Raw genomic sequence first — 23,381 nt, forward strand, 5'->3', positions numbered from 1 at the left:
AGGCCCTCTATTTTCCGCCGACCTGCGCCTCGTATTGTTCCGGCGACAGCAAGCCGGCCAGTTCAGAAGGATTGGAGAGTTTGACCTTATAAAACCAGCCGCCGGTGTAGGGCTCGGTATTAACCAGCGCCGGATTGGCCGTCACAGCCGGGTTGACCTCGGTGATCTCTCCGCTCACCGGGGAATAAATATCGCTGGCCGTTTTGACCGATTCCACCACCGCGCAGGCCTCGCCGGCTTTGACGGTTTTGCCGACTTGTGGCAATTCGACAAACACGACGTCGGTGAGTTCGTGCTGGGCGTGGTCGGTAATGCCGACGGCGCCCACGCCGTCCGTCACCCGCACCCACTCGTGGGATTTGGCGTATTTCAAGTCTGAGGGAATGTGAGCCATAAGATTTGGGTTGGATTTTTTGAGATCAATTGGTTTTGCGATAGATGGGTTTTGGAACGATGACAGCCGGGAAGCGTTTGCCGCGGATCTCAATCTCGATAGGCGCTTGGGCCTTGGCGAGATGCGCCGGTACGAAACCCAGCCCGATTCCTACTCCCAGCGAGGGACTTTGCGTGCCGCTGGCCACTTCACCGAGCCGGGCCGAATTCGGTCCAGCGCTCCAAATCGGATAATGCGGGCGCGGTGGAGGTGATTTATCGGTCATTTTGAAAGCCACCAGTTTGCGGGTCGCGCCTATGGCCTTTTGTTCAGCCAAAACCGTGCGGGCAATGAATTGTCCTTTATCGAGCGCCACGAAGAAACTCAGGCCCGCTTCAATCGGAGTGGTGTGTTCATCCAACTCGTGTCCGTAAAGTGGGTAGCAGACCTCGGTGCGCAGGGTATCGCGCGCGCCCAGCCCCGCGGGCTTTAATCCGCAGGATTTGCCCGCTGCCAGCAGGTTATTCCAAACCGCTTCTATGAACCCGGCGGGGGCCACCACCTCGAACCCATCCTCGCCGGTGTAGCCGGTGCGCGAGACCCAAACCTCGCGCCCTTCAAAATCGAATGCGGCAATTTGGTTTTTCGCCAAGTCAGTCACCTTCTGCGCCGCAGTCCCGCCATGAGAAGGGCCGCTAAAACAGCGGTCAACGAAATGTGCCACCCGAGGGCCCTGTAGAGCTAAGGCCCCGGTCTGGTCCGAGATATTCTCCAGAACAGTCCCCTGGGATTGGGGAAAGAGGCTCCATTCCTTTTTGAGCCAGGCAACGTCGGCCTCGATCCTCGATGCGTTAATGATCAACAAATACTCGTTTTCTGCCAGTCGATAGGCGTACAAATCGTCAATCGTCCCGCCCCGGTCGTTGCACATTAGCGTGTATTGCCCCTGACCGGTCCTCAGTTTTGTGATGTCATTGGTCAGCACGTGATTCAGGAACCCGGCGGCGCCCGGCCCCTTCAGCCGGACCTCGCCCATGTGCGAAATATCAAACAGCCCGGCGGCATTCCGCACCGCAAGGTGCTCGTCCGTGATGCTGGTGTATTGCACCGGCATTTCCCAACCGCCAAATTCGATCAGCTTGCCACCCAGCCGCTGGTGGGCATTAAACAGGGGCGTGCGTCTCATCTTCAAAAATCCATTCCCGAAATTCGGCAGGGAACATAGTACGAAGGGTGGCGGGTGTAAAGGGCGCACTGACCAGTCGCTCGCGGCGCAACCGTCCCCGCTGCGAGTTCTGGCGGCTTCCTCTGCAAGTCTCAGCCACCGGGCGAGGACGCCTAACGCCACTAGTCTTTGTTCTCATCCCGAAGGAATGATCGAGAATAGCCCAATGCTTCAGCATTGGGGAGACGTTTGGGAGGCGTGAAGTCCCGAAGGGACGGCTGAATGGAGAACGTAAGTGTCCAGGTTCAGCCGTCCCTCCGGGACTAAGGGCTCCAACGCCCCGTCCCCAACGCTGAAGCGTTGGGCTATTATCGGATGCCCCTCCGGGACACGCACCCGTGCTCCGCTGTTGCTCCTCTGCACCCAAGCTCCCGGGATTGCTAATAGGCGTACTTATGATAAATATTAAATGACTGGAAAAATGAACTGTTGGTCCCGTGCACGACGCAAACTATGAGCAGCCTGACTGATCTCTCGACGAGCCCCCCCGCGCAAACCTATTCGCGCAAGCACCCATTTTTGGCCGAGTTAATTGGGCATGAACGGCTAACCCGCCCCGGCTCGCAGAAGGACACCCGCCACTTCGTCCTGCGGCTGGAGGGCAGCGGGTTGACCTACACCCCGGGTGATTCTCTCGGCGCGTTTGGCCGCAATGCTCCCTCCGTGGTGGATGAATTGCTGCAATGCCTCGAATTTGATCCGAATACGCGGGTCAACGACCCGAGGGGGCAGCCCACCACCTTGCGCCAGACGTTGCTCCAGGACTATATAATCAATCGGGCGAACCGGAAGGTCATCAGCGGCCTGGCGGAGCGCATGCCCCAGGGCGAGCAACGCAACCGTTTGATGGAGATCGTTGATAACAGCGAACTGCTCTGCTCCTACATCGATACGCGCGATTATGTCGATGTGTTAATGGATTTCGACGAGGTGAGTTTCGAGTCGCCAGAGGTCTTTCTGGCCCAGTTGACCCCGAACGTTCCCAGGCTTTACTCGATTGCCTCGTCCCTGCAGGCCCATCCCGGGGAAGTCCATCTCTGCGTTGCGGTGGTGCGCTACGATACCCATGGCCGCCCTAAAAAGGGCCTTGCATCCGGTTTTCTCGCCGACCATGCCGATCTGTTTGCAAAGAGCATCCCGGTCTATGTGCAGGAATCACGCACATTCCGCCTGCCTAAGGATGCGTCAAGGGATATTATCATGTGCGGACCGGGAGCAGGGATTGCTCCATTCAGGGCGTTCCTCGAACAGCGAATTTTCGAAGGAGCCACCGGAAGGAACTGGCTCTTTTTTGGCGAACAGCATCAGGCAACCGACTTCCTTTATGGGGACGAATGGCTGTCGTATCAAAAGCAAGGCAAGCTGCACCGGCTGGATGTGGCCTTTTCGCGCGACCAGGAGCAGAAGGTCTATGTGCAGCATCGGATGCTCGAACAAGGGGCGGAGCTTTGGGCCTGGCTGCAGAATGGGGCTTACTTTTATGTCTGCGGTGATGCCAAGCACATGGCAAAGGACGCGCACCAGGCCCTCATCCAAATTGCTCAACGCCACGGCGGGTTGGGGCCCGAAGCCGCTGCGGAATATGTGAATGTCACCTTGATGCGAACCGAGCGGCGGTATCTCAGAGATGTTTACTGAGCCCCGAGGGCAGGTTTTACAAATAGAATTGAAACAGTTCAAACGCGTAAAACGAGTCCGTTCATCGGGCTAAAGCCCCGGTGTTAATGAGACCCGGAATCGAGTATGAAATGTTCAGGCTAAAGGCTGATTGTCGTCTCTGTCCCACGCTCCTCAGGCTGCTCCCTGAACGCTGCAACGCACTCATGCACGGAGGCAAAAAAACTGCCCTGCCCGATCTCATCGGCCAGCCCGGTCCTTTCGAGAAGCCTGCGTAGCGGCGGGTTGGCATGGGCGATTTTGAGGCTGATGCCTTTGCGGGCAAGCTCCTCGCGCAAGTTGTGTAAAGCATCCAGCGCTGTGACATCGATGTCCGTAATCGCCTGCGCATCCAGTAGAAACCAGCGCACCGGCTGCGGACACGCCGCCACCAGGCGACGCGCGCGCTCAACGAAGTGGCCCGCATTTGAGAACAGAAGCGGCGCATAAAAGCGATAGGCTATCAAGCCCGGGATGGTTTGCCCATCGCCGGCCGTGCCGAGGTCATGAAATCCGTGACCTGGGACCTCGCTCAAAACCCCGTCGGGCGGGTTGGAGATTCTGTGGATAAGGCCCATGAGCGAAAGCGCCACGCCAAAGAGAATCCCCGGAACGACTCCCGCCGCCAACACACTCAGGGTCGTCAGCGCTGATACCGCGGCGCTCCGCGGGTAGTAGCGATAGATGCGCCCGAGCACGTCCAGTTCCACCAGCCCGAAGGCGGCATAAATGAGAATAGCTGCCAAAGCCACTTGCGGCAGGTGCGCCAGCACGGGTGTCAAAAACAACAGAAACAGGCTCAACATGAAAGCGGCGACGAGGCTGGTGAGTTGTGTTTTGGCGCCGGCGGAATCGGCGAGGGTGGTGCGCGCCTGGCTGCCGGTAATCGAGAATCCCTGGAAAAGGCCCGAAGCCAGATCGGCGAAAGCCAGACCCTTAAGTTCCCGGTTCGCGCTGACTTCGTAGTCGTTTTTGGCCGCAAAGGCGCGCGCCAGGAGTATCCCTTCCGTGTAGGTCAACAGGGCGATGCCGATGCCGGCCGGCAGCAGAGTGGGAACGTCCCGCCAAAGGGTATGCGGGAGGGCGACTCGGGGCAGACCCCGAGGAAAGGAGCCGACAACACTCACGCCACGCTGTTCCAGGTGGAACTCGATGGAGACACCAATGCCAATCGCGCACACCACCAGCGCGCCGGGGATTTTTGGGAGAAAACGGCGCAGCAACGCGAGCAACACAATCAGTCCGATCCCAAGCAGCAATGTCTGCGGGTGGGTTTGGGGCAGTTTGCCAGCCAGTTCGAACAGATGTGGGAAGAAATCATTATGCGCCAGCGGGATTCCAAAAAGAGGGCTGAGCTGCGAGGCCATCAGAATCAGGGCCGCCCCGCTCATGTAGCCGACCAGCACCGGTTTGGAAAGGAAATCAGCCACCGCGCCGAAGTTGGCCAGCGCCCCCATGAGCAACAGAAGCCCGCATAGTAAAGCCAGAGTCGCCGCCAGTGAAGCCGCCCGCGATACATCGCCGCCAGATAGCGGGCCGATGGTGCTGGCGATGAGCAGAGAAATCGCAATGTCTGGCCCGACGATCACCTGCCGCGAACTGCCGAACAGCGGATAAATTAGCAGTGGGACCAGCGCTGCATAAAGTCCATGCTCCGGCGCCAGACCGATCAATTCGGCATAAGCAATGACAGAGGGGATCATGACAATGCACACGCTGGTTCCGGCGACCAGGTCTCCCAGCAACCAGTCCCGGCGGTACTCGCCAAACAGCGCCAGTCCCGGGCATAAGCGCAGCAGCGTGGAACGGATTGGCATCGGGTCTTTTTAGCAGGAGCGACGGGTGCAATCCAACAGAGAATGCAAAACTATCAGAGGCAACCGACCAGTCTTGCTGAGCGCGAAGCGTCTTGGACTGCGTCAGTCTCTGGCGCTCTTAGACCGGGCCTTGGGTTTGGTTTACACTCGGCACCCATTGGTGCATCCCCAAAACCCATTTTGCCGCGACTGGGAGCAATCCTTTCGAAATTTTTTGCGGGGGCGCCTGAGAGAATCTGTGAATGCCTCTGGAGAAAGAATCTTTTGTTTTAGTCGCGGAAGTTCGCGGAACTCCGCGCCGCTGGTTTTGGCCCGGCCAGATGCGGGAATGGAGCCTAACCTCGTGGCGGGTCCGAAGCCTTTTCCGGGCACAGCGATTGGCCGGAGCCGGGTCATAAGCCAGAGTTGTTATAAATGAGCTTTGCGGTGATTGCCAAAACCACAGTAATGAATATGGGCCGGATGAACTTTGTGCCTTTGGCAATAACCATGCGCGAACCGAACCTCGCCCCGACGAGCTGGCCGGCCCCCATCGTGAGTCCGGCAGCGAAATAGGCCTGTCCGGCCACGAGAAAGAAAATGAGCGAGCTGCTATTGCTGGCGAAATTCATCACCTTGGTGTAGCCGGTCGCCCGGGTCATATTCAGGCCCAGGAACAGCATGCAGGCCATTGCCCAAAATGTCCCGGTGCCTGGGCCGAAAAAGCCGTCGTAGAACCCGAGCAGGAGTCCGGCCCAGACATCGAACCACGAGCGCGACACCCGCGGTTGAATGTCTTCAGCACCCAGGCGCGGTTTGAACAACGTGTAGAGGGCAACAGCGATCAGCAAAAAGGGAATAACCTGTTTGAGAAAAGACGGATTCACCCGCTGCACTGAGAGCGTCCCGGCAGCCGCGCCGAGAAAGGCGAAGGCAAACCCGCGTCCGCATTCCCGCCACGCCACTGTTTTGGCGCGCGCATAGTGCCATGCGGCGCTTCCGGAACCGAAGGTGGCCTGGAGTTTATTGGTGCCGAGGGCTGCTTGCGGGCTAAAGCCCAGGCCCAACAGGACCGGCAGGGTGATAAGCCCTCCCCCGCCGGCGATGGCATCGACAAAGCCCGCCACCAACCCAGTGGCGAATAGCAACGGGAGATGCCAGGGCTGAATCACTCAGGGAAGGTGAATTGCATTGCGCTTTCGGGAGGCGAACCATCCGGCTGCCCACGCGAGGGCAGCCAGGCCAGAGATCAGTGCGCCAGCGCGAAAAGCATTATCCTGGTACACCAGGCGCACCTGGTGATTGCCAGGCCCGACTTGCAGCGCTTGAAAGGCATAATTGGCTCGCAAGAGCGGTTGTGGATGCCCATCCACATACGCGTGCCAGGGGTGGTAATAGGTCTGGGAAAGCACCACCAGCGAAGGCTCGAACGCCTCGACTTGCAGATCGATCTGACGCGGGGTGAACTGCTGCCGGACCACTCGCGCCCGGGTGGGGCTGTTAATCGAGAGACCCCCCTTGGACTCGGGCGGTAGAAGCACGATTTGGCGCGGGTCAAAAGCCCCATTGGCCACCAGGGCCAGAGCGTGGTTCTCATCAGCGAAAACCGGTTTTTGCCCGGCTGTGGCCAGTTCCATGAAATTCGTCCGGGGCCGCCATAAATTGTGGGGGTCTGCTTGCTCGCCCCTTACCGGGGCGGTCTGTTGGGAAACCGAAAGGAAATCAGCAAGAGCGGGCGGGATGGGATTGGTTGAGCCGTAGAGAACGGAATAGAGTTCGCCGGAGGCGCGCGGGTAGAGCGAGAAAAAGCCGTTTACCTTGGGAACCCCGTCCAGCAGGTTGCAATCCGAGAAGTAGGCGAAGCGTTTGATGAGGAAGTTTTGCTTCGGGTCCTTCAAGGTGAGTTGCAGGAATTTTTTTTCATCAAGCGGCTGCACCATGGCGCGCGACCCGCCCAAGGCTGGTTGCGGGTTCATCGCGAGTTGCTTTCGCGCAAGGTCCTGTTGGTAAATCCAGGTGGGGACCGTCGGGTTCTGGGGCGGTTCATGGGTCCATACATCCAGCCAGAGCAACAGGAGCAACAACCCGGCAAGCACCTGGCCCAGCATGGGCCGCGAACTGCGGCCCGAAGCCAGGAGCAAAATCGTTACCAAAACAAGAAAGCCCACGCGGCTGAGATTGCGCAGAGTCAAAGGGAAATCATCAAGCGGAAAGGGCCAGCGCCAGGCCCAGAACAGGATTCCCGCGATGAGCACCAGGAGCAAGCTGGCGACGAATAGTAATCGCCGATGCCAGGCACGCGAGTCGTTGCCGGCCAAGCCAGACCGTTGCGCCAAGGGATACGCGGCCAGCAGGGGTACGGAGAACACAGCCACTGCGACGAATTTCACCGGATAGGTAATCAGGCTCAACTGCGGGATCAGGTGACGGAGCCAGCGTGAGGGGAGGGTTTGGTCGCCGCAGGCGAGCACCAGTCCGATGAAGGTGGCGAGGGTCAGCAGCCAGACTCGCCACTGGCGCACGGTCCAGATTGCCAGCAACCCCAGCAGCAATGCCCCAATCCCCAAATAATAGGACGACGTCCAGAACTGGCCGTGCTGAAAAAACAAGTCTTCGTTCCAGGTTTTGCCAAAGACCATGGGGGCCAGGAAATTCACCCAACCCCAAGCGGGCATGGACCAGCGGGCGTCGGCGTAGCCTTGCTGGCGCTCGGAGTGGGCAGCCAGGTCGAGGAACGGCACAATTTGCACGGCTGTGAGCGCGGCTACCAGCGCCACTAACAGCGGGAAACGCCAGAGCGCAGCAGCCTGGAATCCGCCTAGCGCGACGGACGGCTCGGGTCCCCTTGTGGTGGCTCCCCCAGTTTCAGGCCGCCCGCTAAGCCAGCGGATGGCCTGCACACCCCAGAGTGCCGCCGCTAGCAGCCAGGTCAGGAGGATCGTTTCCGGGCCGCCGGCGAGCATTTGCAGCGCACCGATAACGGCGGCAACGAGCAGACGCCGTCCCCCCTGGCTCCAGGCCAGCTCGGCGCTCCAGACCACCCAAGGCATCCAGCTCAGCGTTGCAATATGACTTGGCCACATCAGCAGGTTCAATGAAAAGCCGTTGAAGGCAAATATCACCCCCGCCACGGAAGCACCCAGCCGGTGGCCGGTCCAACGATAGGCCAGGGCGTACATGCCCAGCCCGGCCCAGAACAGGTGCAGCAGGCAAAAAAAACTGAGCGACCATGTCAAAGGGAACAGGAGGTAAATCAACGCCGGCGGATAGAGTGGCATGGTGTTCCACTGCGCAAGAAAGGGGACCCCGCAGTTGTTGTAAGGATTCCACAAGGGCAACTCGCCGTGCCAAAAACATTCCTGTTGGTAATGAGCCAGAGGGAATGCGAAAAAGCCGTAGTCGCGAATGACGAATGTTTCGAGGCCGAGCACGACCTGCGGGAAGGAGACGAACACGAGCACAGTCAAAATGAGCGCGAACCGGCCAGGCGTCAGCCATGCTCCCGGCTCAGCCGCCGGGAGGCGGCTGGGCTCAATGTGGGTCGTAGCGGCTGGCTGCTGCACCCGCACACGATAAAGAGAGCCAGGCAGGCAAGGCAAGCAACGCTCGGAGCTGAATGATTCCCACGTGCCCTTAGGTTTCCGCGCAGCCCTTGAGTTTCTCCCGTTTTATCGTATCCTCTTTAAGTCTTTGACGCCTTGCCAGTGTTCTCGTAGCGTCTGAGTTTTCGACAGCAAACCATGATTGGTTTTATCGTAAAGAAAATTCTCGGCTCCAAAAATGACCGGGAAGTAAAGCGGGCTCGCCCATTGGTGGCGAAGATAAACGCTATTGAGGAGGAGTTGCAGAAACTTCCCGAGGAAGCACTGCAACAAAAAAGCGCTGCTTGGAAAGAAGAGCTTTCGAAGATTGAAGATAATGACCAGCTCAAGGAACGCCTGGCGGAAATTCTTCCCGAGGCCTTCGCAGTGGTCAAGAATGCCTGCCGGCGCCTTTGGGGCAGAGAAATCATTGTCCGCGAACACCCGCTCAAATGGGAGATGATCCCATTTGATGTGCAGCTCATTGGCGGTTATGCGCTCCACTCGGGCCGAATCTCGGAAATGGCTACCGGCGAGGGCAAGACTCTGGTGGCTACCCTGCCGGTCTATCTCAATGCCCTCACTGGCCGCGGGGTCCATGTGGTCACGGTCAATGATTACCTCGCCGCCCGCGATAGTGAATGGATGGGGGCAGTCTATAAGTTCCTGGGGCTGACGGTTGGGTGCATCCTGCACGACCAGACGCCCTCTGTGCGGCGCGAACAATACAATTGCGATATCACCTACGGAACCAACGCCGAGTTCGGGTTCGATTACCTGCGCGACAACGGGATGGCCCAACGCAAGGAAGAGCAGGTCCAACGCGGCCATTACTACGCCATCGTGGACGAAGTGGACTCCATCCTGGTTGATGAAGCCCGCACCCCGCTCATCATCAGCGGCCCGGCAGTCGTCACGTTTGACGAACAATACGCCAATTTCAAGCCGCAGGTCGAATCGCTGTTCCAGGTCCAGGAACGGCTCTGCAATCGGTTCCTTTCGGAGGCCGAGCAGTTGCTGGCCAAGCTTCGCCCGGAGGACGGTTCCAACGTTCAGGATGGCCAGGCCATGGAACGGGAGATTGGGCTGCTGCTCTACCGCGTAAAGCTCGGCGAGCCCAAGTCCGCCGGCCTTCTCAAGCTGCTGGAAAACCCCGAGAATGTGCGCCTGATGAACCAGGCCGAACTTCAGCTCCATGCCGACCAGAAGAAGGTCGATCTGTATGCCGAAAAAGAGCATCTCTTTTTCGCCATGGACGAAAAGAGCCACGAAGCCGACCTGACGGAGAAGGGGCGCAGTTACCTCAGTCCGAAAGACCCTGATGCCTTTATGCTGCCGGACCTGAGCACGGCGCTGCACGAGGTTGACACCGGGCCGGAGGCGGACGCGCGCAAGCGCCTGGAGGCCAAAGCCAAGCTGCAGCAGGAATATGAAGCCAAGGCCCAACGCATCCATGCCATCTCGCAATTGCTCAAGGCCTATTGCCTCTACCAGAAAGATGTCCAGTACGTCGTTCAGGAGAACAAGGTCATTATTGTCGATGAAAACACAGGCCGGCTGATGACAGGCCGCCGCTGGAGCGATGGTTTGCACCAGGCCGTCGAGGCAAAGGAAGGCGTCACCATCGAGCGCGAGACGCAGACCCTCGCCACCATTACAATTCAAAACTACTTTCGCCTCTACCAAAAGCTGGCCGGCATGACCGGCACCGCGGAGACGGAGGCCTCCGAGTTTCTCGATATTTATAAACTGGGTGTCCTGGTTATTCCGACCAATAAGCCCGTTGCGCGCAAAGATGCCAACGATTCGGTTTATAAAACCAAACGCGAGAAATACGCGGCGGTGCTCAAGGAGATTAAGGAGATTCACGGCCTGGGCAGGCCAATCCTGGTCGGGACGATTTCCGTCGAGGTCAGCGAGCACCTGTCACGGATGCTGAAGCGCGAAGGGATTATTCATTCCGTTCTGAACGCCAAATACCACCAGCAGGAGGCTGAGATTGTCACCCGGGCCGGCCAGCGCGGGGCTGTCACCATCGCCACCAACATGGCTGGCCGCGGCACTGATATTAAGCTGGGCACGGGCGTCGCGGAGTCGGGCGGGTTGCACGTGATTGGCACCGAGCGCCATGAGTCCCGGCGTATTGACCGCCAGTTGCGTGGCCGTTGCGCCCGGCAAGGCGACCCCGGCTCCTCGCACTTTTTCATCTCGCTTGAAGACGATTTGATGCGCCTGTTCGGCTCGGACAAAATCGTCAAGTACATGGAAAGCATGGGCCTGGAAGAGGGCCAGGAATTGGAGCATTGGGCTCTCAACAAGTCCATCGAGTCGGCCCAGAAACGGGTCGAGCAGCACAATTTCCAAATCCGCAAGCGCACGCTCGAATATGACGACGTGATGAACAAACAGCGCGAAGTCGTTTATGGCTTCCGCAACGAGATCATACGCGCGGAGGATGTGCGGGACCGGTTGATGGACATCATGGAGGAAGTGGTCATCCAGAAAGTCGAGGAGTTCACCACTGCGGAAGCCGACCTGCATGACTGGAAGCTCCGCGGACTTTCGGATTGGGTAAACCTTAATTTCCCGCTCGGCATGCCGGAAAGCGAAATCGCCAAAGCCGCCGAGGCCGGCCATGACAACCCCGTCTCCGGTTCCGTTTTTGACGGGCTCAGCCCGGCCCAGTTCGCCGCCTGCACATTCATTTCCGATCAAGTCCGCAAGGCCTATGACCTCAAGGCCAGTTTCGAAAACTCGGTGGCCCTAAAGGAAATCGAGCGCTACACAATTCTCAGCGCGATTGACAAGCTCTGGCAGGAGCATCTGTATGAAATGGACAGCCTCCGCTACAGCATTGGCCTGCGCGGGTACGGCCAGCGCGACCCGCTCATCGAGTACAAGGCCGAGGCCTATGGGCTTTTCGAGGAGTTGATGGTCAATATCAAAACCGAGGTTTGCCACAACATCTTCCGGAGCGCGTCGAGTCTGATGGCGTTCGAGAACTTCCTCCGCAATGTCCCTCAGCGCACGACACACCAATCCACCAGCGCGTTTGGCGGCAGCGCCCCAACGGACCCGGATATGGCCGCCGCCCAGGTCCCACGTAATGGCCCTCCCCAGGGCAGCGATATTGTGAGCGAAGCCGCCGCCGCCGTGGAAAAGGCCAGACCCGTTCGCGCGGGTCCCAAAGTTGGGCGCAACGACCTTTGCCCCTGCGGGAGCGGGAAGAAATATAAGCACTGCTGTGGGAAATAATTGGCCGTTGAGAAAGCGCGCAAGTGATTCAGTCCGCCAAACTTGTCGCGTCAGATGGATTATGAATTGACCAAGCACGCTCGTGACGTTATGCGAGAAAGGCGGATTCTGACTGAGTAGGAACGCGCGTTGTTGAAGCCGGCTTTTACCGAGCCAAGCGGCGATGATGCGGCCGTGGAAAGTCGGCTCGTCAAAATCCGGGAATTCGGCGTTTCCTTTCCAAGCGTGCTCCAAAATTAGACCTCCGGGAGATCCAATTCCAGACAGTCTGACCTTTGACTACATTTTTGGGCCATGGTTTTCGGGGCGGTGTGCGGCCAGGCTGGTTTTCTGGACCCGAAGAATTGGACATATTAGGAACTAATCCCCCAAACTCGTCCCCACGCTTCTGGCGCTGGCAATCCAGGGATGATCTGCTGGCACAGTTTTGCGCTTGCCGGCTACCTTCTCAAGAGGGACCGGGTCGGTCCCTTCGCCGCGGGCGGCGACCATGACACCGACCACGCCCTCGTGAATTAAATCTGCGCAGGCGGTGCCGAGGCGGGTTGCCAGGAGCCGATCGGCAGCCGAAGGGGTGCCTCCGCGCTGAACATAGCCCAGAATCGTTACCCTGGATTCCAAGTGCGTGAGTTCCTCGAGATGCTGAGCCAGGCGGAAGGTATTTCCCCGGTGTTTGGCTTCCAGGGCATCCAACTCCAACCGGGCAGCCCTGCGTTCGAGCTTGTTGCGCGCTTTTTCCTTTTTCTGCTCGGCCATCTGAAAGGCGCGCGCGTCCTCGCGGCTCATGGCGCCTTCGGCTACGGCGACGATGCTGAAGTTTGTCCCGTGCTTGCTCCTGCGGCGGATGGCCTGTGCGATGCTCCCCACGTCGTAGGGAACCTCAGGAATCAAGATCACATCCGCGCCTCCTGCAATGCCGGCGCCGAGCGTCAGCCAGCCTGCGCGGTGCCCCATAATTTCCGCCACCACAATGCGGTGGTGGCTGTGGGCGGTGCTGTGCAAACGGTCAATGGCCTCCGTCGCAATCCCCAGAGCCGTGTCAAATCCCACTGTGGCGTCGGTCAGGACCAGGTCGTTATCAATGGTTTTTGGCAAGGTCAGAATGTTAAGGCCTTGCTGGGCCAAGTACAGGGCGCTCTTATGAGTGCCGCCGCCCCCGAGGCAGACCAGCGCGTCCAGTTCGTGTTTCTCGTAGGTTTTGAGAATTGCTTTGGTCATGTCGAGCATGCGGCCATCGATGGCCATGCGGTGGGGTTTGTCTCGGCTGGTGCCCAGAATCGTCCCGCCAACCGTCAGGATGCCCGCCAAAGCCTCCTTCTCGAGCCGGATGCGCCGGTCCTCAGCCAGGCCCCGAAACCCATCGCGAAAGCCGATGATTTCCATGCCATAAAACCCAAGGGCCGCCTTGCCGATTCCGCGAATGGCGGCGTTCAAGCCGGGGCTATCGCCGCCCGAAGTCAGAACGCCAATGCATTTGCTTTTGCTCATCGAGTTAGCTTGAGGAAGTCAGCAGCTCGAGCCCCATGCAAAGCCAAAGCGAAAAGGTCAGGAAAGGTTTTAGCAAAGTTGATGACATGGCGTGCCGCTCGATGTTCCTTATACCTCGTTGCTTTGGCGGGCAAGCCTAACTTGTATCGATGTGCGACAAAGGCACGCCGGCTTTCTCACCGGGCAAGCAGCGCCCTGCGCAGGGACTCCCCATACTCTTCCGGCAGCTTCTCCGGCTTGCCCTCCCGCGACCACCAACGCGGCGTTTCGGAATAAATCCATACATATTCATCCGTCGCGCGCAACGCTTCGGTCACGCTCTGCTCAAGGCTGGCGGGAGAGAAATAATTCTTTGCCGGGTCTTCGGTGTTCCAGCCTCGCTTGCGCCAGTCGTGGTCGAGCCAAATGCCGAAGGCGATCGAAAAGAATCTCCGGTATTTGTCCGGCTGCGCAACAATGGAGAGCAAGTCCTGCTTCATAGTTTTTCGCGCGACAGCGAACTGCTCAGCCGTTTTGTAGCCATACGAGCGCTCGTAACCGTCTATCAAACGCGCGCGGCCTCTCACGCCTTCGAGCATCCCGTCCAGAAATGGCGCAAGCAGACCATACTTGCAATCAGCCAGAGAACGCCGGCCATCGGATGATTCGGCCCACGGCAGCGAATAGCCGAAGGTAAGTAAAACCGTCAGGCCGGGATAGCCCCGTTGAAAAGCATCCATAACCTCGCGCCCGCGTTGCCGCGCCTGCTTCGCGTAAAGATCAAATGATTTCGATGAGGCGTCCCGTTGTTTCTTGTAATCAAACAACGGCCCTTCGTATTGCTCGATATCGAACAAAATGCCCGGACCGCGCCCCGTTAGCGCCAGGCGCGCCGCGAGCATCGCATTGGCCACCACTGCAGAGTGATCATCGAACCAGTCGAGCCGCCCCGGCGTGGTATTAAATCGGAGAAAATTCTGACCGAACTTCCCAAATTGCGTACTCGCCAGGTCCTGAAAGGCGCTCTGCAGGTCCTCGTTTTTAAATTCCTGCTGACCCCATGCCTGCCAGGTGAAGCTGCCTTTGGAACCATCTTTTTTGACAAAATCGGCGTGAAAAACACAACCAGCAAACGGGCTTTGCTGTAACTCACCAATATGCGCGCGCAAAAAACGCGTGTCTGGCTCGTCCCACCCGAACTCGATGAGGCATTTAGTTTCAGATGCAAAAGATTGATTCGCAGGAACTAGCATCGAAATGGCTAAAAGGCAGGCTCGGGCCGCTGTAATGCGCATAGCGCCTTTTACCCCCGATCGGCGGTGTCGCAAAGCCAATTCTAACATGCAAATAGTCACTTACATTTCTATTGACCAGCAAGGGCATTCTGTGGCGGGATGATAGAACCTATAGACGGGTTCAGTCAGATGGCAAGAGTCCTACTTAAAAACGGGAATGGGTCACGTTCTGCGCAAGCGTCCAAATACGACGCCCACAACACGGTGCTTTCGAAGACCTACGGAGCCCTGGCGGATTTGCGCCGGGAGCTGTCGGATTCCAAGGCGGCGGTTGCGGAGCGCGAGATTCTGTTGAAGAACTTCGCGGTGTGCGCTGATTCACAGCGCGCGTGGTTGCTGCTCGAGGATTATTTCGAGAAGCTTTCGCTCTCGCGCAAAGATTTCCCCAGCGCGGATTGGTGGCCGCGCCTGCTGGGTGCTCAGGGAAAGGGGCGCCTGGAGGAATTGGCGTTTCTTTTTCTGCGGGCCAAGCGCTCGGTGCCGGTCGAATTGGGGCCTCACGCTAACATTGGCCGTTTCGCCCAGGTCGAAGCGGCAACCCACGAACAGCAACTCATCAAGCACATCGAGAACTGGCTCTTCCCCACCCGGCCAGTTCATCTGGATTCACCACGCGCCGCGCTCAGCGTCCTGTGCCGAAGCGAGCCGGACGAGCAGTGCCCGGCGCGGCATCGACTGGCCATTGAGTTTCACCTGATTCGGCCACGAACAGGTGAAAAGATAAAAACACTGGGAGAACTGGTCGATCTGACCACTCGCGCAGCGCACGAACAGGAACTCTTCGCGCCGGAAGACTGGGAGTTCATCCAATGGCTGGCGCTGATGTATGGCCAGAGCGCCAATGGCGCGCCAAAACTGATTTTGCCTGACATCGAGCTGCTGCAATGGCTGGCCCGATGGGGCCACACCCCGCGCCTGGAATTGCTTTTACCGGATGGCTCGCATCGGCCCCTGGCCTTTCGCGGAGAAGTTGCTGAACTGACACCTCATCTGGAAAACGGCGCCAGCGAGTTGTCTTTCACCCACCGCCTCACACTGTCTGGTGGACAACACGAATCGCTTGCTCACGTAGAGTTTTTTAGTCAGCGGCCTGCTCTGGCTCTTGTCGGCGGGACCTTTTACCTGCTGCGCAATGCGCCGCCGGCGGGATTACTCGAGCACTGGGTCAGCCAAAAGTCCGTCCCGGTGCGAAAGCTGAGCCATCGTCTGCTGATGCATCTGCGCAAAACCCAGTCGGATAATGGAGTGGATTGGGCGCAACTGTGCGTCACCCACCCCGCCAAGCCACAATTTATTTTCGAATTGCTCGAAGACACCGTGCGTCTGCGCCTGCTGGCGCGCAGCCAGCACGACCAGAGCACCTGGGTCTGGAACGGACACGAATGGCAGTTGCACGAACCAGCCAGGACGCCGGCTGAGAAACCCGAGATTTTAGACGACCCGCGCCTGGAACCAGCCGCCCTTTGGCTGCGCCAACTGGATTGGTTTACGCCCGAACCCGGTCTGTGGGTGGGCGACGCCAATGAGGCATTCCTCGGCGCGCTTGCCCGGGTGTGGTCCGAGCGGCCTGGGGAAGCCGATTACCTGGGCAATCCGGCCTTTCATCGGCTCTTTCTGAACCCGCGCCAACTCAAGCCGCGCCTGGTCGTCAAAGGGAGCGGCATTGATTGGTTGTCCATCTCGGCTGAGTGGGAACAGGAAAGCCTGAAGCTGACTCCTGCGGATTTGCAGCGACTCCAGGCCGCCACGGGGCGTTTCGTCAAATTGCCCGATGCCGGCTGGGTGGAACTGGATTGCGGCGCGGTGCAATCGGCCCATGAAGCCATGGCCGACATCGGTGTTGATGGGCTGGTTGCCGTTGCCCAAAGGATCGGCCTGGAACAGGTGGCGCACCTGGATGAGCAGGGACTGCAGCGCTTCTCGGATTCGCCACAAGCCCATGCCCTGCGCGAGCACATCAAGGATTTTAAGGGCGTTCCCGACGTGGACCTGCCCGACTCCGTCCAGGCCGAACTGCGGCCCTACCAAAAGGATGGGTTCGATTTTCTGTGCCATCTGACTCGAATTCATTTGGGCGGCATCCTGGCCGACGACATGGGTTTGGGCAAAACCTTGCAGACGCTGGCGTGGCTGGCCTGGTTGAAGGGGCGTAACGCCAAGGACCCGAAACCCTCGTTGGTCATTTGCCCCGCCTCAGTTCTGCACAACTGGCGGCGGGAAGCCAATCGCTTTACGCCGCACATGAAGGTCCTGGTCCTCGAAAGCGGGGCCGCCCGGCACAATTTGCGCAAGCAAATCCCGCAACATGACCTGATCGTGACCAATTATGCCCTCTTGCGACGCGACCTCGAGGCCCTGCAAAAATTCCCTTTCAGGGCTGTTATCCTTGACGAGGCGCAGTTCATCAAGAACCCGGGAGCCCAGGTGACCCATTCGGTCAAGCAGTTGAAATCCGATCATCGGCTTGCCCTGACCGGCACACCCCTGGAAAACCGCTTGCTCGATTTGTGGAGCATCGTCGATTTTGTCCAACCTTCCTATCTCGGCAACCAGGACCAGTTCACCGAAATCTACGAGCCGCGTGGAGAGAACGCTGAATCAGCCCAGCGCATCGCGCGCCGGCGCCTTTCAGCAAAGCTGCGCCCCTTGCTGCTGCGCCGCCTCAAACAACATGTGGCCAAAGATTTGCCCGAACGCATCGAACAGAGGCGTGATTGCCAGCTCGCCGAGGAGCAAAAAAAGCTGTATCTGGCCGAACTGCGCCGCAGCCGCGAGCAGGTGATGAAAACGGTTGCGGAGAAGGGCCTCAAAAAGAGCACCATCCATGTGCTGGCCGCCTTGACCCGCCTGCGCCAGATTTGCTGCCACCCCAAACTTGTCGGCAACGACGCGCTCTCGGGCAAAACCGAGACTCTGTTTGAATTGCTCGATTCGCTACAGGCCGAGGGTCAAAAGGTCCTGGTCTTCAGCCAATTTGTGCAAATGCTCGAACTGCTCGAACAGGAATGCCGCCAACGTTCGATGCCCACCCACATCCTGACCGGCCAAACCAAAGACCGCCAGCAGGCCGTTGAAGCCTTTCAAACCGATCCCAACGCCGCGATCTTCCTTCTGAGCCTGCGCGCCGCCGGCACCGGCTTGAACCTGACGACCGCCAGCTATGTGGTCCTCTACGACCCCTGGTGGAACCCGGCAGTCGAGGCCCAAGCTATCGATCGTTCCCACCGGATCGGCCAGACCCGGACGGTCAACGCCTACCGCCTCATTTCCCCAGGCACGGTCGAGGAAAAAATCTGGGAACTGCAGCAGAGCAAGGCGCAAACGATAGCTGATGTGCTCGGCGAAGAAGGCTTCGCGCGGAGCTTGTCAAAGACCGATTTGGATTATCTTTTTTCCGAGGACTAGGCCGGTCAGTACACGCGCGCTAGCGTCCTGGACTGCGATAGCCTCTACCGCTTTGGGATGCCGTTCCGCTCCAACCCAGCCCGCCCAATTCAGTGCCACTTCAATGGAAAATGCTCGACTCGACGCACAATGCTTGCCATTTAGCCGATTGTGGTGTTTGGTATGTGGAATCCCCATCATTCAGCAGCGGGCAAAACGTTCGAGACCGATTTATGGACGGGGCGTCGGGACAAGTAACACAAATCCTCGAGGCGGTTGGCGCCGGGGATGAAGTGGCTGCGGAGAAATTGCTGCCGTTAGTGTATGACGAGTTGCGCCACCTTGCTGCGGCGAAGCTGGCGCAGGAAGTCCCCGGCCAAACTCTGCAGCCCACCGCGTTGGTGCATGAGGCCTGGCTCCGCCTGGTTGGGTCAGGGCACGAACATTGGAACGGGCGCGGCCATTTTTTCGGGGCGGCAGCCGAGGCCATGCGTCGTATCCTGATTGACCGGGCTCGAAAGCGGCACCGGGAGCGCCACGGCCATGGGCTGGTCCGTGTTGACTTAAGCCGATTGGACGTCGCTATCACCACGGATGACGAACTCCTGCTGCGGGTCAATGAGGCCCTCGAGAAGTTCGAGGCCGAAGCCCCGCTGCAGGCACGCCTGGTCAAACTGCGCTTTTTCACCGGCCTGAGCATTCCGGAGGCCGCTGGGGCCCTGGGGATCGCCCCGGCAACGGCCAACCGGTATTGGGCCTTCGCACGGGCGTGGCTACTCGCGGAGTTGCAGGCTGCCGGCTAAGCCGGCGGCCAGAGACTTTTTTTGCGCTCGGGCTGAGACGTTTTGCTTCGCGAAAACGCCACTATTGCACAAGAGCGCAACCGAGCAATGAGCACGAACATCGAGCGGCTGGAAGCCCTGTTTAGTCGGGCTATCGAGTTTCGCCCCGAGGAGCGCGCCGCCTTTCTGGCCGGCGCTTGTGGCCAGGACGCGGCCCTGCTGGCGCGAGTCGGGGCCCTGCTTCAAGCTCATGAGGCCAGCGAAGGGATTCTGCTCGAACAGCCCCGCAAGGAACCGGGTGGGACGCTGGGCGGCGAAAAGCCAGGCGACCGCATTGGCCGCTACAAACTCTTGCAGCAGATCGGCGAGGGCGGCTGTGGGGTGGTCTATATGGCCGAACAGGCGGAGCCGGTGCGGCGCAGGGTGGCTATCAAGGTCATCAAGCTGGGCATGGACACGCGGCAGGTGATCGCTCGATTCGAAGCCGAACGCCAGGCCCTGGCGCTCATGGACCATCCCAATATTGCCAGGGTACTCGACGCCGGCACGACCCAGACTGGCCGGCCTTACTTTGTTATGGAGTTGGTGCGCGGGGTCAAAATAACCGATTATTGCGACGAAAACGCTCTTACTACCCCGCAACGGATTGACTTGTTCACGCAGGCCTGCCGGGCGATTCAACACGCCCACCAAAAGGGCATTATCCACCGTGACATCAAGCCCTCGAACATCCTGGTCACCCTTCACGACGGCGTGCCGGTGCCCAAGGTCATTGATTTTGGCATTGCCAAGGCTACTGAAGGCCGATTGACCGACCAAACGCTCTTTACCTCTTTCGACCAGTTCATCGGAACACCGGCCTACATGAGCCCGGAGCAGGCGGAGCTTAAGGGACTGGATGTGGACACACGCACCGATATCTACTCTCTTGGGGTCCTGCTCTACGAATTATTGACCGGTAAGACCCCCTTTGACCCAAAGGAACTACTCGAGGCGGGTCTCGATGAGATGCGCCGAACGATTCGAGAGAAGGAACCGCTCCGCCCTTCGACACGTCTGGCCATGGAATTGGCAAAAGCCCAACCCATACAGCGGGAGACGCGGGCTTTAAAGCCGCAAGCAAAACCCCAAGAGCAAAACCCCGAGATGGACGCAGTGGCTTTCCGCTGGCTGCTCCAGAGGAAGGAATTGATCAAGGTCCTTCGCGGGGACCTGGATTGGATCGTGATGAAGTGCCTCGAGAAGGACCGCACGCGCCGTTATGAAACAGCTAATGGCCTGGCGATGGACCTCCAGCGGCATTTGAACAGCGAGCCGGTCGTGGCGCGGCCCCCCAGCAATCTGTATCGATTCCGGAAACTAGTTCGGCGCAACAAGTTGGTCTTTGTGGGCATTGCCGCTGCCGCCTCGGCGTTAGTGGCCGGTACCGTGGGTAGCACCTGGGAGGCGACCCGCGCCAGGCGAGCCGAGCGCGCACAAGGCCGGCTGCGGGCTGAGGCCGACACGGCCCGCGCGGGCGAAGCCAAACAACGCGCGGCGGCCGAACAGCACCTCTATGACGCTCTGTTGGGCGAAGCGCGGGCGAAGCAATTGACCGGCGCTGCCGGACAACGCTTCGAAAGCCTGGACGCTCTCAGCAAGGCAGCGGCGATTCGCAATTCAACCGATTTGAGCGACGCGGCAGCAGCCGCGTTTGCGCTGCCCGATCTGCGCGACCAAAAAAAATGGCGTTTCCCGGCTCATTGGGTCGCTGAAAACGTTTGCTTTGATGAGCTATTCGGGTTGTATGCCTACCGGACTCTTTTGGGCATCAGCGTTCGTCGCGTTCAGGATGACCAGGCGCTGGCCTTCCTGCCCGTGAAGGACGTCGAGGATATGTCCAGCCAGCTTCTGGCTCACCAGTTTGATCCCCGAAGCCGCTATTTTGCCGCATCGTGCCTGACGCGCGACCGCGGGTGGCGCTGCCGGGTTTGGGACTTATCCCGCGCCGGCGCTTTGGTGCTCGATGTGCCCAGCGCCGGCTATCCGGGCTTCACGCCAGACGGCCAGGCTATCGCGGTGGTGAATCCAGATGGCACGGTTTCGGTCAAGGAGATTGACTCGGGCAAAGACCTTAAGCGATTTCGCATCGATGGCAGCCTGGACAGGCTCCGATTCAGCCCTGATGGCGCCAGGCTGGCCGGCCTGCGAGAAGGCAGTTCTGTGGTGAGGATTTGCGATGCAGCTTCCGGAGCGGTCGTCACGTCCCTTCTGTCTTCGGGAGCGCTCACTGTTTTTGCTTGGAATCACGATGGGACCCTGCTGGCGACGGGAGCCGAAGATGGCCGGATTGAGCTTTGGGACGCGCAGTCCGGCCGCCTGCAGGCGCGCCTTGACGGCCACGAAAGCCGAGTCACGGTGCTGGCCTTTTCGCATCAGGGAGATTTGCTGGCCAGCGAGGGTTGGGACAGCACGCTGCGTCTCTGGGATTTAACGAGGGACCGGCAAGCGCTGGTATATCGAACCCAGGATACCGACCTCCATTTCAGCCCGGATGATAGCACGCTGGGATACACGGTTGAAGGTGAAACCAGCAAGCTCCTCGAAGTGGCCCACACCACCAGTTATCAACGTCTCCTTGGCAGTGGAGAAGCACGCAGATCATGGGGTGCAGACTTCTCCCCGGATGAGCGCCTCCTCGCGGTCAGTACTATCAACGGCGTTGTTGTCTGGGATGCTATGGCTGGCAAGGAAATCGGCTTTGTACAAACCACCCCATGCCACTCGGCGCATTTTCAGACCAACGGAGGCTTGAGCCTGGTCGCCAGCACCGAAGCCGGGCTGTACCGGTGGCCGCTGGATTTCCAGTCCACCGTGAGCGGCTCGGTCCTGCGGGTCAGAGCGCCTCAAATCATGTTGGGTGAGAAAGCATTTCGCTATTCGGCGCTGGATCGTGGCGGTGGAAAGGTCATCGCATCGAGCGCAAATGGCCTTGAGCCATTACTGATGGATATGGCCAATCCAACAAACAAACTGAAGCTGGCAGGCCAACCGGGAGATGAATTCGTCGCCATCGCGCCCAGCGGTCATTGGGCCGCTATCGGCGCCTGGAAGCGCGGGGGGGTCAAGGTGTACGACGCCTCGACTGGTCAACTGCTGCGCGAACTGCCCATCAAGGGCACGGCCTTCGTTGCGTTTAGTCCCGATGACAATTGGCTGGCTACGGCGAACATGATGGAGTTGAGGCTTTGGAAGACGGGCTCTTGGGAGCCAACGCACCAGGCCCTTCCCGGCGACCGCGTGTCCGAACTCAATCCGCTGGCGTTCAGCCCGGATGGGCGGCTCGTGGCGGCTGTTCACGCCGCCAACGAAATTCAGATCGTCAAGGTCCCCACTCTTGAGAGGGTCGCTACTCTGAGAGCGCCCACCCTCGCCCATCTTGGCGCGGTCATCTTTAGCCCTGACGGCGCCAGGCTGGCCGCGATTGAATGGAACGGTGAGGTCGATTTGTGGGACCTGCCGCTGCTGCGTGAACAACTCAAGAAGTTAAACCTCGACTGGAAACTTCCTCCCTTTCCCCCTGGGAGCGACGCGCCACTGGCCGGGCCAACCGTGCTGCAACTGGACGCAGGGCCTTTCAGCAAACAAGAGCTCGCACAAAGCATCCAGCCGCGCGATGCCAACACGCCGGCGAATCTGATCGACCTGACCGATTTTTACAACGCGCCATTGACCGAGAGTTGGCACAGCCCAAAGGAGGCGCACAATGATTTGTCGGAGCTGGGTCCAGGCGTGCGCACCCTGGGGGGTATTGAGTTCGATATTCGCGGGCTCATCCAGATTGGCATGACCGCCGCCAATGGCCTCGCTTACCCGAACCATGTCCGCAACATTCGTCTCCACCAACGCTGCCGCCGGCTGCATTTTCTGCACGCCGCTATCTTCGCTGCAGGGGCCCATCCCGGCGATGAACTGGGCAGTTACCTCTTCCACTACGCCGATGGGCGCCAGGTTGAACTGCCGATCATCGCCGGCACTGACATGGCTGAGTGGTGGTCTCAACCCGATGAACACGATATGAAAGCCGTCATCGCCTGGACTGGCAACAACCCGGCGGCGCGGCGCAGCGGCCACACTATCCGGTTGTTCCAAACGACCTGGGACAACCCCTTTCCCGACGTGCCAATCAGGCTGCTCGATTTTACCTCGGACAAACCTACCCCAGGCCAGCCTTTCCTGGTAGCCATAAGCGCCGAACCCTAACGCAATTCACGCCGCTCCGGAGGGCCGAGTTCCACAAGGTCCTGATCTATTCGCCAGCCCATAGCGCGGAAGCATCTCAAAGCAGCCTTGGAGTGCGCTGGCAAAGCGCAGCGACGACGGCGCTTTTAGATGCTACGGGCCTGGGGGAGTCATCCCAAAGCGGCGTCGCGCTCCGCTTGCCGCCGCACTCCACACGCATAAGCCGTGCGATGTGGTTGAAATGGAGAGCGCGCCCCTTCCGGATCCGAATTTTGGTTGTTGGCTGATACTTTTTGCAGCGAAACAACGCACTGAGGGATGAGCAACCTTTATGAAACGCATTCTT

The 23,381-nt window shown here is 59.2% G+C and carries 12 protein-coding genes; 5 read left to right on the forward strand and 7 right to left on the reverse strand.

The annotated features are described in order from the left end of the window. Positions 1-7: 7 nt before the first annotated feature. Positions 8-394, reverse strand: coding sequence for a glycine cleavage system protein GcvH (gcvH, locus tag VG146_18505; GenBank protein ID HEV2394345.1), 387 nt, complete (start codon positions 392-394; stop codon positions 8-10). A 25-nt stretch (positions 395-419) separates the two neighbouring features. Beyond that, positions 420-1,559 carry a glycine cleavage system aminomethyltransferase GcvT gene (gcvT, locus tag VG146_18510; GenBank protein HEV2394346.1) on the reverse strand — a complete coding sequence of 380 codons (1,140 nt, stop codon included), beginning with the start codon at positions 1,557-1,559 and terminating at the stop codon, positions 420-422. Between the two features lie 492 nt (positions 1,560-2,051). On the opposite strand from gcvT, the gene VG146_18515 reads away from it, so the two are divergent. After that, positions 2,052-3,236 carry a sulfite reductase subunit alpha gene (locus VG146_18515; GenBank protein ID HEV2394347.1) on the forward strand — a complete coding sequence of 395 codons (1,185 nt, stop codon included), beginning with the start codon at positions 2,052-2,054 and terminating at the stop codon, positions 3,234-3,236. A gap of 119 nt (positions 3,237-3,355) precedes the next feature. On the opposite strand, the gene sulP is transcribed toward VG146_18515, so the two are convergent. The 3 genes from sulP to VG146_18530 all read right to left on the reverse strand — a co-directional run bounded on the left by sulP (position 3,356) and on the right by VG146_18530 (position 8,613). Beyond that, complete coding sequence (gene sulP / locus VG146_18520; protein HEV2394348.1) at positions 3,356-5,071, reverse strand: sulfate permease; 1,716 nt, start codon at positions 5,069-5,071, stop codon at positions 3,356-3,358. 392 nt (positions 5,072-5,463) lie between these two features. Continuing rightward, positions 5,464-6,222: a TSUP family transporter gene (locus tag VG146_18525; protein ID HEV2394349.1), complete on the reverse strand. Its 759-nt coding sequence runs from the start codon at positions 6,220-6,222 to the stop codon at positions 5,464-5,466. Further along, the gene (locus tag VG146_18530; GenBank protein ID HEV2394350.1) at positions 6,223-8,613 is read right to left on the reverse strand and encodes a YfhO family protein; all 2,391 of its coding nucleotides are present in this window, start codon (positions 8,611-8,613) and stop codon (positions 6,223-6,225) included. Between the two features lie 177 nt (positions 8,614-8,790). On the opposite strand from VG146_18530, the gene secA reads away from it, so the two are divergent. After that, on the forward strand, positions 8,791-11,886 hold the full coding sequence (gene secA / locus VG146_18535; GenBank protein ID HEV2394351.1) for a preprotein translocase subunit SecA: 3,096 nt from the start codon (positions 8,791-8,793) through the stop codon (positions 11,884-11,886). Positions 11,887-12,246: 360 nt separating this feature from the next. On the opposite strand, the gene VG146_18540 is transcribed toward secA, so the two are convergent. Next, complete coding sequence (locus VG146_18540) at positions 12,247-13,374, reverse strand: ATP-dependent 6-phosphofructokinase (GenBank protein HEV2394352.1); 1,128 nt, start codon at positions 13,372-13,374, stop codon at positions 12,247-12,249. Positions 13,375-13,550: 176 nt separating this feature from the next. Beyond that, positions 13,551-14,522: a hypothetical protein gene (locus VG146_18545; protein HEV2394353.1), complete on the reverse strand. Its 972-nt coding sequence runs from the start codon at positions 14,520-14,522 to the stop codon at positions 13,551-13,553. Between the two features lie 255 nt (positions 14,523-14,777). Between VG146_18545 and VG146_18550 the strand changes: the two genes are divergently transcribed. The 3 genes from VG146_18550 (at position 14,778) to VG146_18560 (ending at position 23,056) form a co-directional block, all read left to right on the forward strand. After that, positions 14,778-18,053: a DEAD/DEAH box helicase gene (locus VG146_18550; protein ID HEV2394354.1), complete on the forward strand. Its 3,276-nt coding sequence runs from the start codon at positions 14,778-14,780 to the stop codon at positions 18,051-18,053. A 92-nt stretch (positions 18,054-18,145) separates the two neighbouring features. Continuing rightward, positions 18,146-18,835, forward strand: a complete 690-nt coding sequence (locus VG146_18555; GenBank protein ID HEV2394355.1) for a sigma-70 family RNA polymerase sigma factor — start codon at positions 18,146-18,148, stop codon at positions 18,833-18,835. An 87-nt stretch (positions 18,836-18,922) separates the two neighbouring features. Further along, positions 18,923-23,056 (forward strand): protein kinase, encoded by a 4,134-nt coding sequence (locus tag VG146_18560; GenBank protein HEV2394356.1) that lies wholly within the window; start codon positions 18,923-18,925, stop codon positions 23,054-23,056. Positions 23,057-23,381 lie beyond the last annotated feature (325 nt).

It is taken from the genome of Verrucomicrobiia bacterium, assembly GCA_035946615.1.
Taxonomy (GTDB): Bacteria; Verrucomicrobiota; Verrucomicrobiia; order Limisphaerales; family UBA8199; genus DASYZB01.

Bases quoted from the DNA above. Each gene is read 5' to 3' on its own strand.
- sulP (HEV2394348.1), bottom strand. From the start codon at position 5,071: ATGCCAATCCGTTCCACGCTGCTGCGCTTATGCCCGGGACTGGCGCTG.
- VG146_18540 (HEV2394352.1), bottom strand. From the start codon at position 13,374: ATGAGCAAAAGCAAATGCATTGGCGTTCTGACTTCGGGCGGCGATAGC.
- VG146_18550 (HEV2394354.1), top strand. From the start codon at position 14,778: ATGGCAAGAGTCCTACTTAAAAACGGGAATGGGTCACGTTCTGCGCAA.
- VG146_18560 (HEV2394356.1), top strand. From the start codon at position 18,923: ATGAGCACGAACATCGAGCGGCTGGAAGCCCTGTTTAGTCGGGCTATC.
- secA (HEV2394351.1), top strand. From the start codon at position 8,791: ATGATTGGTTTTATCGTAAAGAAAATTCTCGGCTCCAAAAATGACCGG.
- VG146_18515 (HEV2394347.1), top strand. From the start codon at position 2,052: ATGAGCAGCCTGACTGATCTCTCGACGAGCCCCCCCGCGCAAACCTAT.
- gcvT (HEV2394346.1), bottom strand. From the start codon at position 1,559: ATGAGACGCACGCCCCTGTTTAATGCCCACCAGCGGCTGGGTGGCAAG.
- gcvH (HEV2394345.1), bottom strand. From the start codon at position 394: ATGGCTCACATTCCCTCAGACTTGAAATACGCCAAATCCCACGAGTGG.